We start from the raw sequence: 21,726 nt of genomic DNA, 5'->3' as shown, positions 1-21,726 counted from the left end.
GTCAAATCGATCGAATTGGTTGAGCCAATAGGTGCTGAGGGGTGATAGCATATACACAAGAAAGAGGATATTGCCCCCCCCCCCCTGAAAATACTAGTGCTTTAAAAGCAAAAGAGCGTTCAAATAGCGCTTGGCTTTTGGGAATGGTTTTGGAGACGATCTGGTGATAACCCCAACAATAAAAAACGCTTGCAAGCACCCAGATGATGAGCTTGGGTGTGATGTTGTATTGCCCGTTTAAGCCGGTTTTGAGAATAGCCGTCGTGTTGTCAAAAATAAGCCCTAAGAGGGCATTATTGAACCCATCAGCATAGATCTGATAAAAACCCATTTCAGCAATCCCCAAAAATAGGCACATAACAAAGACTATCTGGGCATAAACATATTCCCATCGCCTAAAAATACGCCCATAGACAGATAGGAGCGAGAGAACAAAAAACACCAGGGCAACCAGGGCAATATAACGCCTATCATAAAGCATACCGATGAAAAGGTTTTTGACCACCTCGCCCAAGCCAATATCACCCATAAAGCCCCCATAAACACCAACATAAAGAACAAAGCCTATACGAATGCCAAGTAATAATAAAATAAGCGCAATGGTAAAAATCAGTGTATTTGTGAGGGTTACAAGCAGGGCTTGCGACTTGTTTTGCGGATTGGTTGGCAATTTATTTGTAATTTGGTTTGATGGTGTCATTGTTGTCCTTTGTATATTTATGTTTTACTCGATTCAGTTTTTGCAAACTGAATCTGAAGACCGCTTACACGGGTAAAACCCGTGTTCGCTCCTAAAGTTCAGGGTTATTCTGAAGCTACGCTTCATCATCAACCCATTTTTATAGGTTTTCACTCGGTTTGTTTTGCAAAATAAGCAAACAAAGCAATTAAAAAATCCTCTTGTTTTGTTTAGGCTTTCGCCTGTAAGTTTTTCTAGTGCTTTAAACTTTTCAATCGCAAAAGAAATTTCACCCGCCCGCCCGTTGTTTATCCCTCCCCTAACCCCTTGCTTGCTACGAGCAAGATTCCTCCGTCCCGTCCAGCTATGCTTACACATATTGCAGGCGGTGTGCGAGGCTACCAGAGCCAAGCAGTTGGCTCTAGCTTTTCGCCTCTCCCCCAATTAGCCCACGAAAAGAATAAGCCTCCGCTTTTCTTTTTAGCTCCGCACGGCGATGGTTTTATGCGACTTTTAGGAGCATACCGGACGCCCAAACCTTAATCTACTCGCCCGAAGTGGTCTTCAGATTCACAACGTGAATCAAATAAATAATGATAGAGGCTTTCGCCTATTAGGAAGGGGGCGGGTTCTACTTGCGAAGCGTCGCCCGCCCCCTTCCTAAGACCTTCCCCCACCCACTGCACGCCCCCTTAGCCTGCAGGCTGAAAGTGCGTAGCGGGCTTTGGTTTGAGAGTGGATAGGATTTAAAAGCCATCTAAGGATTAAAATCTCAAACTGCTTTGCCTTTGTCGCGCTTGTGTGCTATGAAAAACCTCTTTAAAGTGGCACATAAGCACTCACTTAGCTGACCTATAAAAATACCATTACATTTTTATCCTCCATTACATTGGTTGGTTGGCGCTCGCTTTTTCAAGACTATTCACGCAGGGCAAACCTGTCTTTTTTCCAGAAAAAACGTATCATTCTTGATAAACCCTCAAAAATCGGGCGAATTTGGGAAAGCCATTTTTGGTGGTCCCGTTGTATTTGTAGGTGATGATAGTCCCTATTTTTGGCGGGTTTGCTCGAAAATCTTCGCTCAAGCCCGAGCCGATCTTGAATGTGATTACGGCAGGTTTTTTGTCCGATTTGGCTGGGTTTTGGCTTGCACCTATTGTATTCAAAGCAGGGCTTGGTGTGCTCTCTAGGTTCGCATTTGAAATCGTGCTTGGGGTTGCATTTGAGCTTGCATTTGGCGTGATGGGCAAGATCTGTGCGCAGATGATCGCCCCTACCTTGCCTTTAAAACGCCCTTTCCCCTCTGTGTAGGCTGTGATCTTGCATTCAGCGTCTTGGTAGGCTTTGAGTTTGAGGGCATTTTTGCTCCGAATTTCCTCATAAGGGGCGTCATTTTTGCGGATTACCACGCCCTCGCCAGCATTTTTGGTGATTTTTTCTAGCATATTTTGGAGCTGCGATATGCTTTGCAAGGGAATTTGGGGGATGATATGGATAGGCGTATCGGCGTGGGTAATAAGATAATCTTTTATGATTTGGAGGCGTTGTGTGAGCGTGCAGTAGGGCGATTTGGGATTTTTGTCTGTGTGGGTTGGGGGATTGGGGGCATTGCTAGGGGCGATAAATCGCTTATGATTATTATCCGCACCGCAATTAGGCACATCAAAGATTTGGTAAGTGATTTTTTGCCATTTTTGGCAATCTTGGTTCTGGGAAAGCACAATGCTCGCAGTTTCTTCAAACGCACCCCGTTTGATCCAAAGCTCCCCATCAAGCCCAAAAGGCGGGAGATGTTGCGTCCAGCATTGGGGGGCAAGGATGGGTTTATTCTGGCGGGTTTTTAGCGCTACGCCATCCCAGATCCCACGGATACCATCGAGTTTTTCGCTTGCAAGATAGCCTACAGGGGAACGCCCATCAAGAAATTCTTCGTTGTAGATTTGGAGTAACAAAACACCACCAGCAGTGCAGTATCCCCATAAAGATAAAAAAATAATTAAAATCTTTTTCAAAGGATGGCCTATTTTGGAGTTTGGTTTATGGGATTTAAATTGCCAAAAATTATATTCAAACCCTATGCAAAAGTCAATCGGGATTATTGGTTTGGCATTGGTTTAAATCTGTTGATAATGATGGCACTTATTTCCCCATCAGTGTTTGTGTAGCGTGTTTGAGGGCGCTAGATAAATCTTTGGTTTGGGGCTTTGATCGGATTTCATCGGTGATTTTTTCTACAAAATAGCTTCCTGCCACGATAATATCAACGTGGTTTTTGAGTGCTTGTATTTGGTCGTTTGAGCGGATACCAAATCCTAGGGCGATTTTTTTGTTTGAATGTTTTTTTACAAAATCGATCCATTCAAACAACGAGGCTTCCATCTCGGTTTTTTTCCCTGTGGTGCCACTCCTAGCGACGACATAGACAAAATCACTGCGGGTTTTAGAGAGTTTGGCAATGCGTTTGGCATCCATCCCGGGCGTGATGAGTTCGATGACATCAACGCCATATTTTTTAGCAATTTTTCTAAGATTTTCATCACATTCAAAAGGCAAATCAGGGATGATAAGTGCCTTGATCCCGCAAGCTTTGGCTTTTATCACAAAATTTTCTACACCATAGACAAAAACAATATTCGCATAGGTCATCAAAAGGATTTGGGTTTGCGTGTTTTGAGCAAGCGTGCTGGCGATGTCAAATCCATCTTGGATTTTGAATCCATCTTCCAAGCTCACATTACAGGCGTTTTGAATGATAGGGCCATCAGCACTCGGATCAGAAAATGGGAATTGGATTTCTAAAAAATCCGCCCCGCCATTACAGATTCCAAGCCCGGCTTCGATACTGCTGGCTTTGTTGGGATATCCGGCGATGATGTGCCCCATCAGCTGAATATTTTTCATTTTTTTCCTTTCGCCGACTCGATTTCTAACCGCTTGATCTCTTCTTGCAAAAATTTCGCCCAACTATCGCTATGGAGGGCTTTGGCGGTGATGAAAATATCTTTATCGCCCCGCCCAGAAACATTGATGATTATTTTTTTGTTTTTGAGTTTTTGGGAGATTTTTATCGCCCCAGCAAGGGCGTGCGAGGATTCCAAAGCGGGGATAATGCCCTCATTTTTGGCAAAAAATTGCAAAGCCCTCAAGGCTTCTTCATCTGTGGCATTGATGAACTCCACCCGTTTGATACTGCCTAAATAAGCGAGTTGCGGTCCGATACCTGCATAATCAAGCCCCGCACTAATCGAATGCGTGCTTGCAAGCTGTCCTTCATCGTTTTGCAAAAAGATACTTTTGTAGCCTTGAGCGATCCCGACACGCCCCGTGCCTGATTGATCCATCCTGGCAGCATTTTGCCCGCTTTCTTTGCCGATCCCGCCAGCTTCGACACCGATGAGACAAACGGCTTCATTGATAAATGAGCTAAAAAATCCCATCGAATTACTCCCGCCACCCACGCAGGCGACCAGATAATCAGGAAGCCCTTGAAAATAATCTTTACATTGTAGCTTTACTTCTTTGCCGATGACGCTTTGAAGCTCACGCACCAAATCCGGGTAGGGATAAGGTCCTAGCGCACTCCCTAGCACATAAAATGTATCGGTGCTGTTATTGCTCCATACCCGTAATGTCTCATTCACAGCGTCTTTGAGGGTTTTGCTCCCTGAGGTTACGTGAATCACTTTTGCCCCAAAAAGTTCCATATTAAAAACATTAGGCTTTTGCCTAACCGCATCGATTTCGCCCATATAGATCTCACATTCCATCCCGAGCTTCGCACACGCACTCGCCACTGCTAGCCCGTGCTGGCCCGCTCCTGTTTCAGCGATGACACGTTTTTTGCCCATTTTTTTGGCAAGCAGGACTTGACCTAGGGCGTTGTTGATCTTGTGCGCTCCAGTGTTAGCAAGACCTTCAAACTTGAGATAAATCTCATTACTGAGTGCTTTTGAGGCATTTTTGGCGTGGATAAGCGGTGTGGGACGCCCGATAAAATGCTTGCAAAGCGCTTTAAACTCATCTTGATAGGCTTTGGTAGGAAAGATTTTTTGATAGGCGATTTCTAGCTCTAAGAGGGCAGGTCTGAGGATTTCAGGCACGTATTGCCCCCCAAAACCTCCATTTTTGGGGTCGCCAAAAAATTTATTTTTGGATTTGAGCGGTATTTTTTTCATCGGGTTTCCTTTGAGCCTAGTTGGTGTGATGTTTTGATTTTATGAATAATCTCTTTGAGTTTTATTTTATCTTTTTTGCCCGGGGTTTGCTCGATTTTTGAGTTAATATCAAGCATTTTGGGTTGCAAACAAAGAATTTCATCAATGTTATCAAGCCCAATGCCCCCGGCAATAAAGAGCTTTTTTCCTAAATTTTTAAGCTTTTTTAGTTCGCTTGTAGCGATACTTTTGCCACTCCCGCCTGTTTGGGGGGATTTGGAATCAAGCAATACAAAAGGTGAAACGCCCTCTTTGGGATAATCGCAGAGATTTTCAAAATTGCTACAAGCATAGAAATTAAAATCAGCTTCTTTGAGGTCAAAACCTGCGTAAATATCGGGCGTATCGGGGTTAATGGCGTGGAGCTGGATAGCGTCTAAAAACCCTTCTTTAAAAAGCTCTTTTGCGATGATAAGCTCCTCTTTGTTTTCGGTGATAACGCCGATTTTTAAGACATTTGGGTAAAGCTTGTTCATCGCTTTACTCATCAGCTTGACATCTTTGGCTGAAATATACCTCGGGCTTTTTGGTGTAAGGATAAAGCCAATCATATCTGCCCCGGCTTCACTCGCAGTATATGCGTCGTCAATATCGGTGATCCCGCAGATTTTCACTAGCGGGGTAGGGTTTGAATAGATTGAGGCAAACACGCTGGGATAGAAAGGATTTTGGTGCTTTTTGCCTAAGGTAAAGGATTTGATGAGATGTTGGAGGTTTTTGCCTGTTTCTTTAGAAGCCACCAGATAGCTCCCGCACAACATCCCATCAAAGCCAAAACTCCCGGCTAAATACCCATCAAAGCTTGATTGAATGCCGGATTCAAAGATGGTTTTTATTGGAGCGGGGATTTTTGTTCGCAAATGCAGTGCTTTGGGCTTGTCGATCACAAAGGTGCGGAGATTTCTTGAGTTGATACCCAAAATCGGGCTTGCAGATGGATTGGCAGGATTAACAAAGCGGAGGGCGAATTGGCATTCTTCTTCGTTGTGGATTTCTAGCAGTGGTGTGAGGGCGTATTTTTGGCATTCTAGTAGGATATTTTGGAATATCGCTTCTTTTTTGCTATCCCCTATAAACATCGCTACGATCAAAAGCACCAAATCCGCTCCGGCTAAATACGAGATGGCGATTTCTTCGGGGGATTGGATAAAATCTTTTCGCAACACGCTGGCGTTTTTGAAAGCATTTTTGACTGCCATCAAATCAGCCAAACTCCCGCCAAAATAATCCTGCTCGGTCAAAACAGAAATGACATTTGCCCCGTTGTTGAGGTAGTTTCTAGCGAGCGCAATGGGGTCTTTTATCTCCCCGATGTGTCCAGCAGATGGCGAAGAGCGCTTGATTTCAGCAATCATTAGCGGGGCATTGGGATCAAAACGTGGGGGGCAAAGGGGGGCTTTTCGCTCTTTTGGGATAGAAAAACCAAAATGAAATCCCAGTTTTTGGATTTTTTCTTCCCTGTTTTGAGCGATTTTTTCCAAGACCTCTGCCATTGTCTATCTCCGTAAATTTATGAATATTAAAAGGTTTTTAAAATAATACACATAAAAACTTAAATTTTAAAGTTATTATCTGATATAATCTTGTCAAGTTTAAGGAGAAAGATTATGGAATCGCAGTTGATGGGATTGGCGATAGAGACTTATAAAATCACCCTGATTATTTCTTTGCCGATACTTTTGGCAGGGCTTATCGTGGGGCTTTTGGTGAGTATTTTTCAAGCCACGACGCAAATCAATGAGATGACCTTATCATTTGTTCCTAAGATCTTGGCTGTTATCGGCGTGGTGATCCTTACAATGCCGTGGATGTTGAATATGCTTTTGGATTATACAAAAATGCTTATCAATCTTATCCCCAAGTTTGCGCTATGAGGCTACATTATGAGTAAAACGATCGATTTTTCAAAATATTCTAGCATTAAGGTTGGGGGTGCTTTGAGTGTGCGGGTGATAGATACACCAGAGGCGATGGGGGATTTTGACTCGCACGCAGAGCTTCGTATCGTAGGCTATGGGAATAATCTGCTCGTTTCTCCTGATGCCAAAAACATCGCTATTTTGGGCGAGCAATACGATTATATCCACGATTTAGGCGATGTTATCGAGGCGGGCGGGTTTGTGAGTGCTCGCAAGCTTTATGCGTATTTTAGAGACGCTAATCTGGGGGGCTTGGAGTTTTTGTCTGCCTTGCCCGGTAGTCTTGGCGGGCTGGTAAAAATGAACGCCGGAATGAAAGCCTATGAAATCAAAAATATCTTGCATTCGGTGTGTGTCGATGGGGAATGGCAAGCGATAGAAGATTTACCGATGGGTTATCGCAACAGCGGGATTGATGGGGTGATTTTTGCAGCGAGATTCAAAAAAATCACCGGTTTTGATGAATCATTGCGCGAGGTGTTTGCCTCTATGCGTGTAAGCCATCCAAAAAAGCCAAGTTGTGGGAGTTGCTTCAAAAACCCGCCCGGCGATTTTGCGGGTAGGTTGCTTGAGGCAGTAGGGCTAAAAGGCTATCGCAATGGGGGCATAGGATTTTCTAGCGAACACGCCAATTTTTTGGTAAATCTGGGCAAGGGGCGCTTTGAAGAAGCTATTAGCCTGATTGATTTGGCAAAAAAACGGGTGTTTGAAGCGTATGGCAAGCATCTTGAAGAAGAAGTTGTCATCATCAGATGAGGAGAGGAAAATATGAATAAGATTTCTAAGATTATTTTGGCAAGCTCGCTTTTGGGCGTGGGGGCAGAGGCGTTGGAGTTTGGCGGGATGGGAAATATCTCTGCGAGTATGGGCGGGGCGGGGGTGGCTTTGAAAAATTCCCAATGGGCGCTCTACTACAATCCTGCGCTTTTGGGTGTCGATAAAAAATCCCGCATTGCCTATAGTTTTGGGGTGCATATCAAAGAAACCAATCTATTGTCCTTGGCGAGCGTGGATTATCAAAATCTCCAAGATACGCCCAGCAATATCGCAGGTATTTTTGACTCGAGTGCAACTACCAAAGCCATAGGGGGCGCGATTGGTGGGGCAACGCCGGTTATGCGGGCTATTTCTTCTCCTAAAGATCTTGAGGCGAGTGGGCTATTTGCTGATGTGCTGAAAAATATCAACTACAATGGAACAGGACTCAAGACCGATCAAGATGTCCAAAATTTTTTGGTAAACATTGTAACCAGTGCCGGTGGCAATGCTGATGAAATTAAAAGTGCCACTGATTTGACTGGCGTTGCAGAGAAATTTAAAGAGGCGGTCCAAAATAATCCCAATGCAGCAGAAAGCCTCAAACAAAATATCGTCGAGGCAACCAAAAAAACGGGTGGCGAGGGGGCTGATCTGCTCGCAGGCATTGTCGAAAACATTGACACGAGCAATATTTCGGGCTTGATAGATTTGTTTAATGAGAAAAATCCCAGCGTGGATAAGATATTAGAAAAACTTGGAGGCATTACGTTGGCTAAAGGGAGTAATCCCGGGCTTGATCGCTTTATCCAAGATGTCAATACGATCCAGAATGCCCTCAAATCAAACAATCTGGATATTACTTCGCAAAATGGTTTGGTCTTTCAAATAGGGGGTAATGGCCCAAATAAGCGAGGGGCGATCGCATTTGGCGTGTTTGGGAGTGCGTTTGCTTCAGCGAGTGCGGCATTTGATGATAGTCATAATCAAATCATCATCGAATCAGGCGGGAAGTATATCGAAGTAGGTGTCAATGGTAATGACATCAAACTCAATAATGCTGACAAGACTAAATACGAAAATTCTTCTTTGCTAAGCCCTAATGCCCAACACTACATCTATGGGCAAGCCATCGCTTTGAGCGAAGTTCCTATTGGGTATGGGCAGGCGTTTTCTACCCCGATAGGGAATTTTTCTATGGGGCTAACTGCGAAATATATTTTTGGTATGGGCTATAGCGTCGATAAAACGGGATCTATTGATAGCATTACCAAGTCATTCGGCGATATGGATTTGCAAAATGCTTCCAAACAATCGACTTTTGGGATAGATTTGGGGGTGTTGTATGATGTGAAAGGCTTTAGTTTGGGCGTGGTGGCAAAAAATATCAACGAGCCTGCTATCAAGGTCAATGATAATCATAAGATTATTTTAAATTCGCAGTTGCGTGCGGGCATTGCTTATGAATGGAAAATCTTGTCTTTTGCGATGGATATGGATCTCAAGCCCAATCATACCCTTTCGATCCTGTCCCCACAAAATCAAATGATTGGCGGGGGAATGATGGTCGATCTGAAATATATTGATTTTAGGTTTGGGGCGATGAGCGATCTAAAAAGCCAGACGCACGAGGGTGTGATTTTGACGGGCGGTATCAATATTTTGGGCTTCTTGGACTTGGCTGTGCAGTCTAGTCTCAAAACCACAAGGGTTGCAAGTTATAGTGTTCCGAGCTATCTAAGTGTGAAGCTTGGTGGCGGATTTAGCTGGTAAAAGGAGTTTCAATGCCTTATGTTGATGTTAAGGTTGGGGGTAAATTGAGTGCTGAGCAAAAACGTGCGATTGCAAAGGATATTTCAGATTCGTTAGAAAGAATCGCAAACAAACCAAAAGCGAGCGTTTATGTGAGTTTTACGGAGTTTGAAAGGGATAGTTTTGCTAAGGGAGAAAATCTCTTGAGCGATTTGGATCAATTAGAAAAAAAGAATCTTCCCAATACTTAAGCAGTCTTTTTTTGCAGACTACCCCGCCTCTTTGCCTCTCGCTATCACCTTTTTTCCTTACTATCACCTTTTTTCCTTGCCCGCCGTTTCTCTTTACTCATCTTTGCCCTGCCTGTTGCTCTTTTTGCCTCCGCCTTTTTGTTGTCCCATCTCGCACCGCACGGCCTCCTTGCACAAAAAAGCCCATCAAAAGCCCTTATTGTAGAAAATGCGTAATGGGTGCGAACAATTTGATTTGATAGGTTGGTGTCAGTTTATTTTTGCTAAAATCGTATAAAAAAGGATGACGAGGCGATGTTTAGAAAAATATTGATTGCCAACCGAGGTGAAATAGCCGTCCGTATTATCCGTGCTTGCAATGATTTGCACGTCAAAAGCGTGGCGATTTATTCTGAGGCGGATAGGGATTCTTTGCATATCAAGATGGCAGATGAAGCCTATATGGTGAGCAAAGAACCGCTCAAGGGGTATTTAGACGCAGATACCATCATCAAAGCTGCCAAAGAAAGCGGGGCGGAGGCGATCCATCCGGGTTATGGATTTTTGAGCGAAAATGCTGATTTTGCCAGAAAGGTCTTGGAAGCCGGGCTTGTATTTATTGGACCAAGTCCGGAAGTCATAGCAAAAATGGGGGATAAAAATCAAGCCCGCGCATTGATGGCGTGCAATGGTATTCCTATTGTCCCAGGCACGCAAGCGCTCAATCAAAACACCCCTGATGAAATCAAAAATCTTGCCGATAAAATCGGCTACCCTATCATACTCAAAGCCAGTGCTGGAGGCGGGGGCAGGGGAATCCGTGTGGTTTTTGAAGAAAAGGATTTGTTAGCTAGTTTTGAAGCGTGCAAGCGGGAAGCCAAGGCGTTTTTTAAAAATGATGATGTTTTTATGGAAAAATATATCCAAAATCCTCGCCATATCGAATTTCAAATCCTTGCGGATAATTATGGGAATGTTATCCATTTGCTTGAGAGGGATTGCTCTATCCAGCGTCGCCATCAAAAGCTTTTAGAGATTGCGCCTAGCCCGTTGATGGGAGAGGATTTGCGCCGTAGGATGGGGGCAGCTGCTGTTAGAGCAGCTAAGGTTTCAGGCTATAGCAACGCCGGGACCGTGGAGTTTTTGCTTGATGAAAATAATGAATTTTATTTTATGGAGATGAATACCCGTATCCAAGTCGAACACGGCGTTACCGAAGAAATCACGGGATTGGATTTGGTTGCTAGGCAGATTCGCATTGCGAGTGGGGAGTTGCTCGAACTTCTCCAAAGTGATGTCAAGCCCCAAGGCTTTGCGATCGAAGCAAGAATCAATGCGGAAGATGTCCATAAAGATTTTGCCCCAAATCCCGGAAAAATCGTTGGTTATTATCCGGCATTAGGGCCTTTTGTGCGTATTGATAGTTGTATTTATAAAGATTATATTATCCCCCCGCATTATGATTCGATGGTTGCAAAGGTCATTGTGCGTGCGAGTAGCTATTCTTTGGCGGTCAATAAGATGATTCGTGCGTTGAATGAATTTAAAGTCGAGGGTATCAAGACTACCACAGAGTTTTTGCTCAATATCTGCAAGGAAAAGAATTTTGGGCGTGGGGATTTTGATACTTCTTATATCGAGACGTATTTGCCTGATTTGTTGCCCCAAGGCGCTCCCGATGAGGTTTTTGTGGCGGTTGCTAATGCGATTGGTGCGAGATATGGATTGGCATAGTGGATTTTGTGAGGCAAGATAATGCGTGAGATTGTTTTGATTAATTCAAAAGAAGATCCCAAAGTAAAAACCTTAGTCGTCAATAAAATCGAGCTTTTGCCTATCAAAAAATCCATCGTAGAGCAACATATTGATTTGTATCGGATTGAAAAAAGTGTCGATGCACTGATTTTTACCTCAAGATATGCGGTCAAATCGTTGGTAAAAAATATGCAAGAATACCCTGAATTGGAAGTTTTCAGGCAGATACCCGCATTTGTCATCGGAGAAAATACCGCCCAAAAGCTAGAAAGTGCGGGTTTCAAGGTGGAATACATTGGTTTGGATTCGCACGGGGCGGGGTTTTCAAGCGAGATTATCCCGTTGCTCAAAAACAGAAAACCCCTGTATTTTCGGGCGAAAAAGATTGTTTCAGGGCTTGATGTCAAGCTCGCAGAAGCTAAAATCAAGCTCAAACAAATCATCGCCTATGAGAACAAAACCAATATCGTGGATAAGACATTCAAGCCATTGCCCCGATCGATCTTGATTTTTACTGCGCCTAGCCATTATCTGGCTTTCAAACAAAATTTTGGTTGGGATGGTAGCTATAGCGCTGTGGCGATTGGGATGACGACATTTGGGGTGTTTGATAGCGAAGTGGAGGGGTTTGTAAGCCCCGCACAAAGCATTGATAGCTGTATTGAGTTCGCAAAAGAATTGGCATTGAAACTTCCTTAGGAGGAGCGGATGGATTTTGCTTTGGTTGCTTTGGGTGGTGGGCTTGGTAGTGTGTTGCGGTATTGGTTGGGCAAGGTATTGGTGTTGCAATTTGTAGCGATCGGGGGATTTCCTCTGGGGACATTGGGCGTGAATCTCATCGGCAGTTTTTTGATCGGGTTTGCCAGTTTTTTATTCGCATACAAGGTTTTAGGGGCTGATTTTAGAGTATTTTTTATTGTTGGGGTTTTGGGAGGATTTACGACATTTTCATCTTTTGGGATGGAGGCATTTGATATGCTTGCTCAAAAAGAGTTTTTCAAAGCGTCTGTTTATGTTTTGGGCACGAATATCTTCGGATTGCTACTGGTTGGGCTAGGGTGGTGTTTGTCAAAAATGCTTTTCAACTCGTTTTTTGTTTGACTTCAAGGAGATACCTTGCGATAATGATGGTTTGCAATAATGTCGCAAAAAAGTTAAAAATAGGTATGAGTGAAAATGCGTAGGCTAGTGCTGTTATTTGAAAGTTTTTGGCTTTGTGTTGGGATAAAATCAAATCATAAGCGGGTTTTTCAAAAATAGAACTCCCCACATCAAATAACATCGTATTTTTGAAAAAGAAAAAATGCGGGATCAAAGCGGCAAAAATCCCTATAAACGGCAAGAAATAAAGTGGGGTGAGGATGAGGGCAAATAAAATAAAATAAGCAAATGATTTGGTAAAGTAGGCTAGTGATAAAGCAATCCCTCCAAAAGCTTGGAGTTCTATGTTGCGATAATATTTTTTGTGGAGATAGCCAATCACAATGGGCGTGTAAAAAATAGAAATAAAGACATTGCCAATGAGCGTGAGGATAATGATAAAAAATATTAACAAGATGTAAAGTAGGGATTTGATAAATACATTCCAGATGCTTGCAAAAAAGCCTTGATGCCCGGATAAATCTTGCCAGCTTGTAGGCAAAAGGTGGCTAAGCCAACCAAAAATATCCTCACTGAAATAAAACAGCAGCGTTCCCCAAAATAGCACGCCGATGAGGATTGGGATGATGTTTAGAATCAACATTTTTAGACTAAAAAAATCTTCCCAGCTTTTTTTCACGATATTTAGCATAATTTCGCCTTTAAGGATTTTATATAAAAACTTATCTTTTATTGACTTTATTTAAGTTTAAAAAAGGTAAGATTACGGGATATGTCGCCTCGTAGCATAATGATGATGGCGTCAAATTTCAAATATGGAGATTTAAATAATGAAGAAAAGTCTAGTCAGTCTGATTCTTGTGAGTGCTATATGTGTTGGATTTGCAGCAGCGAAGACCCTTGCTACGGTTGATGGCACAGCGATTACAGAAAAAGATTTTGATATTATCAAGCAACGTGTGCCTAATTTTAATTTTGATACCCTCAAAGATGATCAGAAAAAAGCTTTGTTGGATCAAGCCATCAATAATATCTTGATTGAAAAACAAGCCAAAAAAGAAAAAGTTGAGGATTCAGCTGATTTTAAATCTGCCGTTGAAGCGTTTAAAAAACAACTTTTAGTAGAACTTTGGGCAAAGAAACAAGCAAAAGAGATTGAAAAAATAAAAATACCTGAAGCTGATTTGAAAAAATATTATGATGAACATAAAGATCAATTTATCCAGCAAGAAGCCCACGCACGCCATATTCTTGTAAAAACTGAAGATGAGGCTAAGAAAATTATTTCTGAGTTGAATAAAACCCCTAAGGCAAAGGTTGAAGCTAAATTTATCGAATTGGCTAATAAAGATTCGATTGATCCTAATACAAAAAATACTCAAAATGGTGGGGATTTGGGAAATTTCCAAAAAAATCGAATGGTGCCTGAATTTTCTAAGGCTGCTTTTGATCTCAAGCCCGGCACTTATACAAAAACACCTGTAAAAACAGAATTTGGTTATCATATTATTTATCTCATCAAGAAAAACGACCCGATTACTTATACATTTGACCAAGCAAAACAAAGCATTGAAGCGATGTTGAAAGAGAAAAAGTTTCAAGAAGATATGCAAAAGAAAATCCAGGCATTGAGGAAAAACGCAAAGATTAATATTACAAAATAAAGAAAGGGGTCTCTGTATGCTCGTTGTCGGCAATGAGATTTTACAAAAGGCGCATAGAGAGCGTTATGGGGTTGGGGCTTTTAATTTTGTAAATTTTGAAATGTTAAACGCAATTTTTGAAGCTGCTAATGAGGCAAGCTCCCCGCTATTTATCCAAGCGAGTGAGGGAGCGATCAAGTATATGGGTATGGATATGGTCGTGGGGATGGCTAAAACGATGGCAAATCGCTACCCGCATATTCCTGTGGCATTGCATTTGGATCACGGCACGACGTTTGAGAGTTGCCAAAAAGCAATTGAAGCTGGTTTTACCTCTGTGATGATTGATGCGTCCCATCACCCTTTTGAGGAAAATCTGGAATTAACGAGTAAGGTTGTCGCATTTGCCCATAATGCTGGCGTGAGTGTCGAGGCGGAATTAGGCAGATTGATGGGTATTGAAGACAATATCTCTGTAGATGAAAAAGATGCCGTTTTGGTAAATCCCAAAGAAGCAGAGATTTTTGTTAGGGAATCCAAGGTTGATTATCTTGCTCCAGCGATCGGGACTAGCCACGGGGCATTTAAATTCAAAGGCGAGCCAAAGCTTGATTTTGAGCGTCTCCAAGAAGTCAAACGATTGACAAATATTCCTCTGGTGCTACACGGGGCGAGTGCGATACCAAATGATGTGCGCGAATCGTTTTTGAAGACCGGCGGGGATCTCAAAGGGAGCAAGGGTGTGCCATTTGAATTTTTGCAAGAAGCCATCGCAGGGGGTATCAACAAGGTCAATACCGATACTGACTTGCGGATTGCTTTTATTGCAGAAGTTAGGCGCGTTGGCAATGAGGACAAAACCCAGTTTGATTTGAGGAAGTTTTTTGCTCCTGGTATGCAAGCTATTAAAAAAGTGGTTTTTGAGAGAATGCACTTATTGGGTAGTGCTAATAAGATAGGCTAGAGGAGAGATGATGGCAATAGGAATGAGCGAATTAAAAAAAGGCTTAAAAATCGAGATAGAGGGCATTCCCTATCGAATCGTAGAATACCAACACGTTAAGCCCGGCAAAGGGGCGGCGTTTGTTCGTGCAAAAATCAAGTCATTTTTGGATGGAAAAGTGATTGAAAAAACATTTCACGCAGGCGACAAATGCGAAGAACCCAATCTAGTTGAAAAGACAATGCAGTATCTCTATCACGATGGCGATACCTATCAGTTTATGGATGCGCAAACATATGAGCAAGTCGCTCTCAATGATGACCAGGTTGGTGATGTTTCAAAATGGATGCTTGATGGGATGAATGTGCAGATTCTTTTCCATAATAATAAAGCAATTTCGGTCGATGTGCCTCAGATTGTTGAGCTAAAGATCATCGAAACGGCGCCAAATTTTAAGGGCGACACTTCGAGTGCGAGCAAAAAGCCCGCAACACTTGAAACCGGGGCTGTTGTACAGATTCCTTTCCACGTGCTGGAGGGTGAGGTAATTCGGGTAAATACGGAAACCTCCGAATATGTAGAAAAAGTCAAATAATCTATATTTTTATTCATATATTCTTTTATTATCTGCCTCGCTGTTTGTTGGTAGTGAGATATTTTCCTGCTTTTAGACCTATTTGGCAGGGTTCAAAATAGGTCTTTTCTTATCCCAAGAATTTTTATAGACCCACAACGCTATCAAACGATTATTTTAAATACACTTGGTGGCAATGAATTTTAAACTTTGTAGCTTTTGTTGGGTGTGTAATAAATTTTGTGGCTTCTGTTTTTGTTGAGAAATTTTAATATTAGTAGATAAATATCAAAATCACTATTGAAAATTTGGATATTGAATAATTTTGACTAAAATGTGTTTTATTTATCAAAGGAGTTTGCTTATGAAAAAAGTTGCAATGGTTGCGTGTTTATTGACAAGTTTTGTTTTTGCTCATCAAGTTCAAGAGGTGTATAAAGTGAAAGATTTGGAAGTCAAACCAGCGAGTATTTCCCAATATAATCCCGAGTATTTAAGTTTGAAGATAAGCCATTATGATTTTCAGACTACGCTTAATCGAGCTAAGGATCTCATCAAACAGCAAAAAATAAAGCTTTTTGCGATTCTTGATCATTCTGAGGCTGCCAGTGAATTTCACCAGACATTGCCCCCTACGAGTGTCGTTGTGTTTGGCAATCCTGCCGTAGGCACAGGCAAGATGAAAGAAGTCCCCAATCTAGCTATTGAATTGCCGATGAAAGTTTTGATTTATGAAAGAGACAAAAAAGTGTTTGTGGGCTTTGTGAAACCTAGTTTTTATGCCAAAGCTTTGGGATTGAGCACTGATGATACATTTATCAAAAATACAGAAAAATCCTATGAGAAATTTACCCATTACATTACCCATTGATGATTTTTGAAAATATTTTTGAAATTTTAAAGGGTATGTTTGAGGATTTCTAAGACGATTTTGTCTATGGGCTGATTTGCTTCAATAACAATATCAGCCGATTGGGCGTATAAATCCTGGCGGCACTTATAAAGCTCATAGGTTTTTTGCACATTGCTAAAAAGCGGTCTAGAGGCTAGCTCTGCTTGAGTGAGGCGTTTTTGGATCGCTTCAAAATCTATTTTGAGATAAAATACCTTTCCCATATTTTTTACTTGATTGTAAATCGGCATTCCCCCGCCGGTTGCAATGATAGCATTCTGGATACTTTTTTGCGCCCATTCTATAAAATGCGCTTCAAGCTTGCGAAAATATTCTTCCCCATAGTTTTCAAAAATACTTTTAATGCTTTGAGAATTTTGCGTGGCAATAAGCATATCGGTGTCGATGAGATAGCTTCCGGTGTATTTGGCTAAATGCGCCCCGATGGTGGTTTTCCCACTTCCCATAAAACCTATCAAAACGATATTTTTCATTACTCAAGACTTATGACGTAGTATTGATCTTCTTTGTTGATTTGATACTGGTATTGCCCATCAAGCGTGATGACAATGCGATAAAATGTATTATGCGTGCCAATGGATATTTTGGTGAAATACCTTTTGGCAAGATCAATGTTTTGGTTGATATTGCGGTCTTTTCTATCAATGTCAATGACGATACGATAAGGCGTAGGGAGAATAAATGCACGTTGGATCTTCTCATCAGTATGGATATAGAGCTTGTTTTGCTTGGTAAAAAACTCAAATGGCGGGATAGTGTAGTAATGCGTTTTTTCTGAAACGATGGCATTTTTTTGAGTGAGTCTCAAAGGATAATGCCAATCAATACTTTGATCGATACTTAGGGTTTTGGTATCGACAGAACCATCAATGTTTTGATACGTGATAGTAATATTTTTGAGAATTCTTGCTGTTGTGGGCAATTTGAAATCAAATACTTCAAAATAGTCTTTGGCATTTTTTGTTGCGTCGTGCGAGCTTTCTTTGGGTATCAAGAGAGGCTCAAAGGGATTTTCACGCCCGATGAGGCTACAGAGGACAAAAATCAAAACAGCAAAAATTTTTTTCACGGCTCAAGTCCTTTGAGTTCAAAAAGCTGTTTTTGCAGTTTGGCATTTTCATATTGGAGTTTTTGAACATTTTCTTGAAGCGATGTGCGTTTTTCTTTGACAGAAATGAGAACCTCAAGAGAATTGTTCCCAAAAAGCAGATAGCCTGTATAAGCCCCCATCAGTATCAACGCCAAAAAACTGATAATCATCGCCCGATTGACATAGATAGCACGGATAAGCTGGGCGTATTTGGTGGGTTCTTTATTTTCTATCATTATTTTTTTGCCATCATTCTTTGTATGGGGTTTTGAAAAGCTCTTTACCGATGTATTCGGTGTTTGCCATTTCGCTTTCTATTTGGAGCAAGCGATTGTATTTAGCGATTCGCTCACTCCTTGCTGTTGAGCCGGTTTTGATTTCACCTGTGTTGAGTGCCACGCCAAAATCAGCGATAAAAGCGTCTTCGCTTTCCCCACTGCGATGGCTCATCACACATTTATAATTACTTCTTTGTGCTAATCGCACCGTTTGCATTGTTTCGCTAATCGTGCCAATCTGGTTGGGCTTAATCAAAATAGCATTCGCGATGTTTTGCTCGATCCCGTGCTTTAAAATCGCCTTGTTGGTTACAAACAAATCATCGCCTACAAGCTGGATTTTCCCCCCAAGCCTTTCGGTGAGGTGTTTCCATCCCTCCCAATCATCTTCGCTCAAACCATCTTCGATAGAGACAATCGGGTATTTACTTACGAGTTCTTCATAATAGGCAACGAGTTCGTGCGAGCTGAGTTTCCTGCCCTCGCCACTGAGATGATAAATACCATTTTCTTCATAAAGCTCGCTACTAGCGACATCAAGGGCGAGCGAGATTTCTTCACCAGGTTTGTAGCCAGCTTTTTGTATGGCTTTGAGGATGATTTCGATGGGTTCAGCATTGTTTTTGAGATTGGGCGCAAAGCCCCCTTCATCGCCTATGCTTGTGATATGCCCAGCATCTTTGAGGATATTTTTGAGATATTGATACACCTCTGCACTTGCTCGCAATGCCTCTTTAAAGGTGTGAAATCCCAACGGCATAATCATATATTCTTGAAAATCCACCGTGTTATCAGCGTGAGATCCGCCATTGATGATATTAAGCATAGGCACGGGGATGGTGAGTGCGTTAGCACCGCCAAGATAGCGATAAAGCGGGATATTTAGCGAGCTTGCTGCTGCACGTGCTACTGCCATCGATACGCCGAGTGTGGCATTTGCACCGAGATTGGAATAGTTATTTGTCCCATCGAGGCTTTTGAGTAGCGAATCAATCAAGCTTTGATCAAACGGCGTGCTACCAATGAGTGCGTTTGCAATCGTTGTATCGATGTTTTCGCAGGCCCTCAAAACGCCTTTACCCAAAAATCGTGTCTTGTCCCCATCACGGAGTTCGAGCGCCTCACGCTTGCCTGTGCTTGCCCCACTTGGGACGATGGCGGATTCTATCGTGCCATCGCTAAGGACAACGCTGGCTTTGATGGTCGGATTGCCACGGCTATCAAGGACTTCTTGAGAATAGATATTTTCTATATAGACCATTGGGATTCTCCTTATTCGCTCATCTCATCGAGGGGTTCATCAGGCAGAGGCATAATCTCTTCTGTAGCACCGATTTGCTCTTTGATTTTTCCTGTGATTTCATCAGCTAGGGCTTTGTCTTCTTTGAGCAAGACTTTGGCATTTTCCCTGCCTTGACCGAGTTTTTTGTCTTTGTAGCTCAGCCAAGCCCCGCTTTTGTCGATAATATCAAGCTTGATACCATAGTCGATGATTTCACCCTCACGGCTGATCCCCTCGCCAAACATAATGTCAAATTCTGCTTCTCTAAAGGGCGGGGCGACCTTGTTTTTGACAACTTTTGCTTTGGCGCGATTCCCGATTTGCTGGTCGTTTTGTTTGAGCGTAGCGATTCGGCGAATATCGATCCGCACGCTGGCATAAAATTTTAGCGCGTTCCCGCCGGTGGTGGTTTCTGGGCTACCATATCCCATTGTGCCTATCTTCATACGGATTTGGTTGATGAAAATAAGTGTCGCATTCATCTTGTGGAGAATGCCCGTGATTTTTCGGAGGGCGTGGCTCATTAGCCTTGCTTGCAAACCGACGTGTTGGTCGCCCATATCGCCATCTATCTCGGCTTTTGGGGTGAGTGCAGCTACGGAGTCGATGACGATGAGATCTACAGCACCGCTTCGGGTGAGGGTTTCAAGGATTTCTAGGGCTTGTTCGCCATTATCAGGTTGGGAGACGAGGAGATTTTCGGTATCTACGCCCAATCTCTTGGCATAATACACATCCAAGGCGTGTTCGGCATCGATAAACGCACAAATCCCGCCATTTTTTTGGCATTCTGCTACGATTTGGAGGCTCAATGTCGTCTTGCCACTAGATTCGGGCCCATAGATTTCGACAATCCTGCCCTTGGGGATTCCTCCAATACCCAGTGCCATATCCAGCCCCAAAGAACCCGTAGAAATCGCATCGATTTTTTCTATTTGTTTATCGCCAAGCCTCACAAGTGCACCTTTGCCAAATGCCTTGTCGATTTGCTTGAGGGCGAGATCGATTGCCTTTTGCTTTTTTTCATCTATTGCCATTCTTTTCCCTTTCCTTGATATTGCGACAAAATAATCTTTGGATTTTACCAAACTCTTGACTAAAATAAACTTATTTTTTGGAATGCACTAAAAAATCACGCTAGGGATTTTGAATAAGGGATTCTAAAAATCTCTTAAAGCCTTTGTGATTTTTTTGTTTCAATAGCTCCTGCCCTTTAGTAAATGTGCATTGCCACTAATTTTGAGCCATCGCCTCAAGGTATCGCGATGGACGCCTAATTTTCTTGAGATTTTTGCGTGGCTCATCCCTTGGGCATCCCATTGGAGTATCTTGTCTCTAGCGTGGTAACACGGGTGGCATTCGATACGGCTTTTGCGCCCCACAGGTCGCCCCAAAATCACTCCCTCAGCTTTCTTTCTAGCGAGCGCCTCTTTGGTGCGTGCGGATATGAGATTTCGCTCAATCTCAGCAGCGAGGCTAAAAGCAAACGCCAAAACTTTGGAATTGATATTATCGCCTAGCGTGTAGTTTTCTTTGATGGATATGATGGTGATGTCTCTTTTCATACAAAAATTCAAAAATTCCATCACATCTAACAAGCTCCGCCCCAGTCTGGAGAGTTCTGTTACGATCAACGTATCGCCTTTTTTAAGCGTTTTGATCAAACTCCCTAGCTTGCGATTGGATGTGGCGATTTTGCCACTTATTGTCTCTTCTGTGGTGTGATCGATTGTAAAACCCCTCGCTTTGGCATAGTTTGTGATTTCAAACTTTTGATTTTCTGCGGTTTGCTTGTCTGTGGATACGCGGACATAACAATAAGTCATAGGATTCCTTTGATTTAGATTATCGACACGAATGGAATTTTGCCAAGCATAGTGGGTATGGCGTGCGTATAGCACCGATTTTGCGAGGTAGGGATATTAAAAGATATACGTATGAGTGGGCAGGATTGTGGGTTATTGGGACTTTTCCAGCCCTAAAGCTTGATATTGAAAATTATCCGAGCTTGAAAAATTATCTTCAAACTTTTATGCCAAAAATTTCCCAAAGCGGTGAAAGAGGTTGTAGGAAAAAAACTTCCAATAAGTGGTTTGAGACACAAGATAACATTGCTTATTTCGGGGAATTTAATAGGCAGAAAATTGTGTATAGCGAAATTGTTAGAAATTCTCAATTTTACCTTGATAATGGAGAGTTTAAATTTGGGAATTTTTATGCAGAAGCAACAAGCTTTATCCTCACGGGCGAGAAATTGCATTATTTGTTAGGCATTCTTAATTCCAAGCTTTTGACCTTTGCATTCAAAGAATTTTACGCAGGTGGCGGTCTGGGAAATGGTGGCTTTCGATACAAAAAAGCATTTTTAGAAAACCTCCCTATCCCGCAAATTGACCCCGAAGAGGAAATAAAATTTATAAAAATTGTAGAAAAAATCTTAGAGGCTAAAAAACGCAATCAAAACACTCAAGAATTAGAAAAAGAACTTGATATGATGATTTATGAATTGTATAGCTTAAACGAAACTGAAATAAAATCTGTTCTCTCTCTCTCTCTTAATAGCCCTTCTTGTGGTGAGTGCGATTGAAAGCCGGGCT

The 21,726-nt window shown here is 42.2% G+C and carries 24 protein-coding genes; 12 read left to right on the top strand and 12 right to left on the bottom strand.

The window, feature by feature from the left end:
* Nucleotide 1: 1 nt before the first annotated feature.
* The 5 genes from BJI48_RS00240 to BJI48_RS00220 all read right to left on the bottom strand — a co-directional run bounded on the left by BJI48_RS00240 (nucleotide 2) and on the right by BJI48_RS00220 (nucleotide 6,386).
* On the bottom strand, nucleotides 2–700 hold the full coding sequence (locus BJI48_RS00240; RefSeq protein WP_095330607.1) for a hypothetical protein: 699 nt from the start codon (nucleotides 698–700) through the stop codon (nucleotides 2–4).
* A gap of 941 nt (nucleotides 701–1,641) precedes the next feature.
* Nucleotides 1,642–2,691: a DNA ligase gene (locus tag BJI48_RS09595; protein ID WP_095330605.1), complete on the bottom strand. Its 1,050-nt coding sequence runs from the start codon at nucleotides 2,689–2,691 to the stop codon at nucleotides 1,642–1,644.
* A 127-nt stretch (nucleotides 2,692–2,818) separates the two neighbouring features.
* Complete coding sequence (trpA, locus tag BJI48_RS00230) at nucleotides 2,819–3,580, bottom strand: tryptophan synthase subunit alpha (RefSeq protein WP_095330603.1); 762 nt, start codon at nucleotides 3,578–3,580, stop codon at nucleotides 2,819–2,821.
* Complete coding sequence (trpB, locus tag BJI48_RS00225; RefSeq protein WP_095330601.1) at nucleotides 3,577–4,854, bottom strand: tryptophan synthase subunit beta; 1,278 nt, start codon at nucleotides 4,852–4,854, stop codon at nucleotides 3,577–3,579. The genes trpA and trpB overlap by 4 nt, the downstream gene beginning before the upstream one ends.
* A complete protein-coding gene (locus BJI48_RS00220; protein ID WP_095330599.1) occupies nucleotides 4,851–6,386 on the bottom strand; it encodes a bifunctional indole-3-glycerol phosphate synthase/phosphoribosylanthranilate isomerase in 1,536 nt (511 codons plus the stop codon). The genes trpB and BJI48_RS00220 overlap by 4 nt, the downstream gene beginning before the upstream one ends.
* A gap of 114 nt (nucleotides 6,387–6,500) precedes the next feature.
* Here BJI48_RS00220 and fliQ point away from each other — a divergent pair, with 114 nt between their 5' ends.
* The 7 genes from fliQ (at nucleotide 6,501) to crcB (ending at nucleotide 12,406) form a co-directional block, all read left to right on the top strand.
* Nucleotides 6,501–6,767 (top strand): flagellar biosynthesis protein FliQ, encoded by a 267-nt coding sequence (gene fliQ, locus BJI48_RS00215; protein ID WP_095330597.1) that lies wholly within the window; start codon nucleotides 6,501–6,503, stop codon nucleotides 6,765–6,767.
* A gap of 6 nt (nucleotides 6,768–6,773) precedes the next feature.
* Nucleotides 6,774–7,568 (top strand): UDP-N-acetylmuramate dehydrogenase, encoded by a 795-nt coding sequence (locus BJI48_RS00210; protein WP_095330595.1) that lies wholly within the window; start codon nucleotides 6,774–6,776, stop codon nucleotides 7,566–7,568.
* Nucleotides 7,569–7,580: 12 nt separating this feature from the next.
* A complete protein-coding gene (gene traF, locus BJI48_RS00205) occupies nucleotides 7,581–9,341 on the top strand; it encodes a conjugal transfer protein TraF (RefSeq protein WP_095330593.1) in 1,761 nt (586 codons plus the stop codon).
* Nucleotides 9,342–9,352: 11 nt separating this feature from the next.
* A complete protein-coding gene (locus BJI48_RS00200) occupies nucleotides 9,353–9,571 on the top strand; it encodes a 4-oxalocrotonate tautomerase family protein (RefSeq protein WP_095330591.1) in 219 nt (72 codons plus the stop codon).
* Between the two features lie 294 nt (nucleotides 9,572–9,865).
* Nucleotides 9,866–11,284, top strand: a complete 1,419-nt coding sequence (locus tag BJI48_RS00195; protein ID WP_095330589.1) for an acetyl-CoA carboxylase subunit A — start codon at nucleotides 9,866–9,868, stop codon at nucleotides 11,282–11,284.
* 21 nt (nucleotides 11,285–11,305) lie between these two features.
* A complete protein-coding gene (locus BJI48_RS00190) occupies nucleotides 11,306–12,004 on the top strand; it encodes a uroporphyrinogen-III synthase (RefSeq protein ID WP_095330587.1) in 699 nt (232 codons plus the stop codon).
* 9 nt (nucleotides 12,005–12,013) lie between these two features.
* Nucleotides 12,014–12,406 (top strand): fluoride efflux transporter CrcB, encoded by a 393-nt coding sequence (gene crcB / locus BJI48_RS00185; protein ID WP_095330585.1) that lies wholly within the window; start codon nucleotides 12,014–12,016, stop codon nucleotides 12,404–12,406.
* Here crcB and BJI48_RS00180 read toward each other — a convergent pair.
* Nucleotides 12,387–13,097: an EI24 domain-containing protein gene (locus tag BJI48_RS00180; protein ID WP_095330583.1), complete on the bottom strand. Its 711-nt coding sequence runs from the start codon at nucleotides 13,095–13,097 to the stop codon at nucleotides 12,387–12,389. The genes crcB and BJI48_RS00180 overlap by 20 nt on opposite strands.
* A 139-nt stretch (nucleotides 13,098–13,236) precedes the next feature.
* On the opposite strand from BJI48_RS00180, the gene BJI48_RS00175 reads away from it, so the two are divergent.
* From BJI48_RS00175 to BJI48_RS00160, 4 genes are all read left to right on the top strand, one after another.
* A complete protein-coding gene (locus BJI48_RS00175; RefSeq protein ID WP_095330581.1) occupies nucleotides 13,237–14,070 on the top strand; it encodes a peptidylprolyl isomerase in 834 nt (277 codons plus the stop codon).
* A 16-nt stretch (nucleotides 14,071–14,086) separates the two neighbouring features.
* Nucleotides 14,087–15,013: a class II fructose-bisphosphate aldolase gene (locus tag BJI48_RS00170; protein ID WP_095330579.1), complete on the top strand. Its 927-nt coding sequence runs from the start codon at nucleotides 14,087–14,089 to the stop codon at nucleotides 15,011–15,013.
* A 10-nt stretch (nucleotides 15,014–15,023) separates the two neighbouring features.
* Nucleotides 15,024–15,587 (top strand): elongation factor P, encoded by a 564-nt coding sequence (efp, locus tag BJI48_RS00165; protein WP_095330577.1) that lies wholly within the window; start codon nucleotides 15,024–15,026, stop codon nucleotides 15,585–15,587.
* 343 nt (nucleotides 15,588–15,930) lie between these two features.
* Entirely contained in the window at nucleotides 15,931–16,437 is a 507-nt protein-coding gene (locus BJI48_RS00160; RefSeq protein ID WP_180762994.1) for a DUF302 domain-containing protein, read from the top strand.
* A gap of 26 nt (nucleotides 16,438–16,463) precedes the next feature.
* On the opposite strand, the gene BJI48_RS00155 is transcribed toward BJI48_RS00160, so the two are convergent.
* The 6 genes from BJI48_RS00155 to BJI48_RS00130 form a co-directional block, all read right to left on the bottom strand.
* Complete coding sequence (locus BJI48_RS00155; protein ID WP_095330573.1) at nucleotides 16,464–16,952, bottom strand: shikimate kinase; 489 nt, start codon at nucleotides 16,950–16,952, stop codon at nucleotides 16,464–16,466.
* A complete protein-coding gene (locus BJI48_RS00150; protein ID WP_095330571.1) occupies nucleotides 16,952–17,548 on the bottom strand; it encodes an AMIN domain-containing protein in 597 nt (198 codons plus the stop codon). Before BJI48_RS00150 ends, BJI48_RS00155 begins: the two co-directional genes overlap by 1 nt.
* Nucleotides 17,545–17,805 carry a hypothetical protein gene (locus tag BJI48_RS00145; RefSeq protein ID WP_257874326.1) on the bottom strand — a complete coding sequence of 87 codons (261 nt, stop codon included), beginning with the start codon at nucleotides 17,803–17,805 and terminating at the stop codon, nucleotides 17,545–17,547. Before BJI48_RS00145 ends, BJI48_RS00150 begins: the two co-directional genes overlap by 4 nt.
* Before the next feature lie 13 nt (nucleotides 17,806–17,818).
* Nucleotides 17,819–19,108 carry a phosphopyruvate hydratase gene (eno, locus tag BJI48_RS00140; protein ID WP_095330569.1) on the bottom strand — a complete coding sequence of 430 codons (1,290 nt, stop codon included), beginning with the start codon at nucleotides 19,106–19,108 and terminating at the stop codon, nucleotides 17,819–17,821.
* An 11-nt stretch (nucleotides 19,109–19,119) separates the two neighbouring features.
* Nucleotides 19,120–20,166 carry a recombinase RecA gene (gene recA, locus BJI48_RS00135; protein WP_095330567.1) on the bottom strand — a complete coding sequence of 349 codons (1,047 nt, stop codon included), beginning with the start codon at nucleotides 20,164–20,166 and terminating at the stop codon, nucleotides 19,120–19,122.
* Between the two features lie 159 nt (nucleotides 20,167–20,325).
* On the bottom strand, nucleotides 20,326–20,955 hold the full coding sequence (locus BJI48_RS00130; RefSeq protein ID WP_095330564.1) for a master DNA invertase Mpi family serine-type recombinase: 630 nt from the start codon (nucleotides 20,953–20,955) through the stop codon (nucleotides 20,326–20,328).
* A gap of 62 nt (nucleotides 20,956–21,017) precedes the next feature.
* Here BJI48_RS00130 and BJI48_RS00125 point away from each other — a divergent pair, with 62 nt between their 5' ends.
* Entirely contained in the window at nucleotides 21,018–21,716 is a 699-nt protein-coding gene (locus BJI48_RS00125; RefSeq protein ID WP_095330562.1) for a TaqI-like C-terminal specificity domain-containing protein, read from the top strand.
* The last annotated feature ends 10 nt before the right edge of the window (nucleotides 21,717–21,726 follow it).

Origin of the sequence: Helicobacter sp. 11S02596-1 (assembly GCF_002272825.1) — a bacterium.
Lineage (GTDB): Bacteria > Campylobacterota > Campylobacteria > Campylobacterales > Helicobacteraceae > Helicobacter_J.
This window is presented reverse-complemented; position numbering and strand designations above follow the sequence as displayed.

What these genes read in the sequence shown, in the direction of transcription:
- BJI48_RS00240 (WP_095330607.1), bottom strand. Translation starts at nt 700, where the DNA reads ATGACACCATCAAACCAAATTACAAATAAATTGCCAACCAATCCGCAA.
- trpA (WP_095330603.1), bottom strand. Translation starts at nt 3,580, where the DNA reads ATGAAAAATATTCAGCTGATGGGGCACATCATCGCCGGATATCCCAAC.
- trpB (WP_095330601.1), bottom strand. Translation starts at nt 4,854, where the DNA reads ATGAAAAAAATACCGCTCAAATCCAAAAATAAATTTTTTGGCGACCCC.
- BJI48_RS00220 (WP_095330599.1), bottom strand. Translation starts at nt 6,386, where the DNA reads ATGGCAGAGGTCTTGGAAAAAATCGCTCAAAACAGGGAAGAAAAAATC.
- fliQ (WP_095330597.1), top strand. Translation starts at nt 6,501, where the DNA reads ATGGAATCGCAGTTGATGGGATTGGCGATAGAGACTTATAAAATCACC.
- traF (WP_095330593.1), top strand. Translation starts at nt 7,581, where the DNA reads ATGAATAAGATTTCTAAGATTATTTTGGCAAGCTCGCTTTTGGGCGTG.
- BJI48_RS00200 (WP_095330591.1), top strand. Translation starts at nt 9,353, where the DNA reads ATGCCTTATGTTGATGTTAAGGTTGGGGGTAAATTGAGTGCTGAGCAA.
- BJI48_RS00195 (WP_095330589.1), top strand. Translation starts at nt 9,866, where the DNA reads ATGTTTAGAAAAATATTGATTGCCAACCGAGGTGAAATAGCCGTCCGT.
- BJI48_RS00190 (WP_095330587.1), top strand. Translation starts at nt 11,306, where the DNA reads ATGCGTGAGATTGTTTTGATTAATTCAAAAGAAGATCCCAAAGTAAAA.
- crcB (WP_095330585.1), top strand. Translation starts at nt 12,014, where the DNA reads ATGGATTTTGCTTTGGTTGCTTTGGGTGGTGGGCTTGGTAGTGTGTTG.
- BJI48_RS00180 (WP_095330583.1), bottom strand. Translation starts at nt 13,097, where the DNA reads ATGCTAAATATCGTGAAAAAAAGCTGGGAAGATTTTTTTAGTCTAAAA.
- BJI48_RS00175 (WP_095330581.1), top strand. Translation starts at nt 13,237, where the DNA reads ATGAAGAAAAGTCTAGTCAGTCTGATTCTTGTGAGTGCTATATGTGTT.
- BJI48_RS00170 (WP_095330579.1), top strand. Translation starts at nt 14,087, where the DNA reads ATGCTCGTTGTCGGCAATGAGATTTTACAAAAGGCGCATAGAGAGCGT.
- efp (WP_095330577.1), top strand. Translation starts at nt 15,024, where the DNA reads ATGGCAATAGGAATGAGCGAATTAAAAAAAGGCTTAAAAATCGAGATA.
- BJI48_RS00160 (WP_180762994.1), top strand. Translation starts at nt 15,931, where the DNA reads ATGAAAAAAGTTGCAATGGTTGCGTGTTTATTGACAAGTTTTGTTTTT.
- BJI48_RS00155 (WP_095330573.1), bottom strand. Translation starts at nt 16,952, where the DNA reads ATGAAAAATATCGTTTTGATAGGTTTTATGGGAAGTGGGAAAACCACC.
- BJI48_RS00145 (WP_257874326.1), bottom strand. Translation starts at nt 17,805, where the DNA reads ATGATAGAAAATAAAGAACCCACCAAATACGCCCAGCTTATCCGTGCT.
- eno (WP_095330569.1), bottom strand. Translation starts at nt 19,108, where the DNA reads ATGGTCTATATAGAAAATATCTATTCTCAAGAAGTCCTTGATAGCCGT.
- recA (WP_095330567.1), bottom strand. Translation starts at nt 20,166, where the DNA reads ATGGCAATAGATGAAAAAAAGCAAAAGGCAATCGATCTCGCCCTCAAG.
- BJI48_RS00130 (WP_095330564.1), bottom strand. Translation starts at nt 20,955, where the DNA reads ATGACTTATTGTTATGTCCGCGTATCCACAGACAAGCAAACCGCAGAA.